General features: G+C 59.9%; 3 protein-coding genes. All 3 read right to left on the bottom strand.

Annotated features, from left to right (window positions below):
• Nucleotides 1-598 (bottom strand): hopanoid biosynthesis associated radical SAM protein HpnJ (locus AC2VNK_RS09600; protein ID WP_486883589.1); only part of this gene is annotated, 598 nt, incomplete at its 3' end.
• Nucleotides 595-1,755, bottom strand: coding sequence for a bacteriohopanetetrol glucosamine biosynthesis glycosyltransferase HpnI (gene hpnI / locus AC2VNK_RS09595; RefSeq protein WP_486883588.1), 1,161 nt, complete (start codon nucleotides 1,753-1,755; stop codon nucleotides 595-597). The genes AC2VNK_RS09600 and hpnI, both read right to left, overlap by 4 nt.
• 39 nt (nucleotides 1,756-1,794) lie before the next feature.
• The coding region (locus tag AC2VNK_RS09590; protein ID WP_486883587.1) for a Rossmann-fold NAD(P)-binding domain-containing protein at nucleotides 1,795-2,193 on the bottom strand (399 nt) is incomplete at its 5' end.

The raw sequence follows: 2,193 nt of genomic DNA, 5'->3' as shown, positions 1-2,193 counted from the left end.
TATAGGGGTGCTTCAGATAGCCAATGAAATAGTCTTCAATGTGCAGATCGCGCTTGTACACTTCGGAGACGAAGGGCAAAGCATCCATGTCTTCAATCATGGCACGATCAGGATTATGGACAATCTGACCATTTCCGGAGCGATAGGTGATGCCGTCCACTTCACTGAGGGGCCGCCCTTCCGCCACTTCCTTGAGGGTGTAGTCAAACTCTTCGCGAGCGACAAAATCGACAGCGGTGGAGGCTTGCAGGGATTCTTCCGGCTCTACGGCCACCTTGGCGCCGACCATGCCAATCAGCATCTCGGGGTAGTGCTCCTTGAGCAACTCGGCCATGCGCACATCCGAAGGGAAAGACGGCGTGCTGGTGTGGATAATGCAGAGCTCATACGCGGCCGCCACCTGCAGGGTTTCTTCAACACTGACATCCCCTGGAGGGGCATCCAGCAAACGACTGCCGGGGATCATGGCGGCGGGTTGGGCCAGCCAGGTGGGGAACCAGAAAGAGCGAATTTCCCGCTTGGCCTGATAGCGCGAACCGGCACCACCGTCGAATCCCTCAAAAGAAGGGGCTTGCAAGAAAAGGGTTTTCATCGTCATTGTTTTGCTCCGTCATGGCCACCCATCCGCCCGTCGGCGCCGATGGCAAATTGCGACCCTCGCCAGGCGACGTGCCGCGCGAAAAGGGCGTGAAACCAAATCCACAGGCCCAGAAAATCTCCCAGCAGGGCCACTCCGAAGGAGTCGCCTGCACCGAGTTTATGCATAATCTGCCTATGGTACACGAGGCGCAAGAGGAGAACCACACCCAGAGGCAGCCCGCCCCACAGGCCCATCCAAGGTGCCAGCAGGAGTACCAGCGGCAGCGGATAACTCAAAAAGGAGAACGCGTGCCCCAGCGGCTGTACCGATCGCGTGGTGCGCGACCAGCGCAAGGCATGCCGATAAAATGACCGGAAACCGGCCTCTTGAACCTCGGTGTCGACCACATAATCCGCCAACAGGGTGTGTTGCCCCAACTGGCGGCTGTAGGCACCGAGCCAGTAATCATCCGCCAGTTGGTTCGCTAATCTGGGCAAGCCGCCAAAGGCCTCCAGCGTCCCGCGCCGCAAGGCCATGGTCGCCCCGCCACAGAAGATATTTGGACCCAGGCGCGCCGCCACCAGCACCGAAGGCAGAAAAAGACTGTTCACCTGGCTGGCCAACACCCGCGACCAGAAGGTAGCCGCTGGCCGTGCCCGGTAGAGGCAGGTGACCACACCCACATCCCTATTTTGCAAGGGTGCGCAAATCTGGCGCAGATAACGGGGGCCGACGGTAATGTCCGCGTCACTGATCACCAAAGTGTCATAACGACAGGCGGCGAGGATGCCCACTAGGTTATTGACCTTGGGATTACTGCCGATACGCGCTTCTGTACACACCCAGTACAGTGACAAGGCCGGAAACTTGGCTTGCAGACGTTGCACCACGGCGATAGCCGGATCGGTCGGGCGCTGCACGCCAAAAACAATTTCGAATGCCGGATAGTCCTGTGCGCAAAAACTGTGCAGTGCGCTGTAGAGATTATCCTCATCGCCATGCAGGGGCTTGAGCACGCTGACGCCGGGCCAGTCGCGCAAGATATCTTCCGTGGCAGCAGCATCGCGCTCCGGCAACACCGGATGCCAGCGTCCGACCGCCCAGAGCGTCAGCAACAGATAAATTACGGCGGCCAGAGAAAGCAGCGCCGCAAAGCCACCTACCCACCAGAGCATAAGCGCCCCGAAGCGGGGTCCGTCAGACCGACAGGCACGCTATAAGTAGTGATGCTCAGCAAACCATTGTACCGCATCCCGCAAGGCTTCCTCCGCAGGACGATGGGTATAGCGCAAGACCTGCTCCGCCTTGGCAGACGAAAAATACATCTTATGCGCGGCCATACGCAGCTCGTCCGTCGTCACCAGTGGCGTCCCCCTGCCGCGTAGCCGCACCATACCCTCCGCCCCCCAGGCCAGGGGATAGAGCAGGCGGCGCGGGATACGCAGCCACGGCGAGCGATGCCCGGTAAGACCAGCAATACGGGTGAGGATCGCCGCCAGGGGGAGATTGTCGCCGCCGAGAATATAGCGCTCCCCCACCTGACCGTCGACAAAGGCCTGCCAATGGCCCATAGCCACATCATCCACATGCACCACATTCAGGCCGGTATCGAC

It is taken from the genome of Acidithiobacillus sp. TH-A35, assembly GCF_057473505.1.
This window is presented reverse-complemented; position numbering and strand designations above follow the sequence as displayed.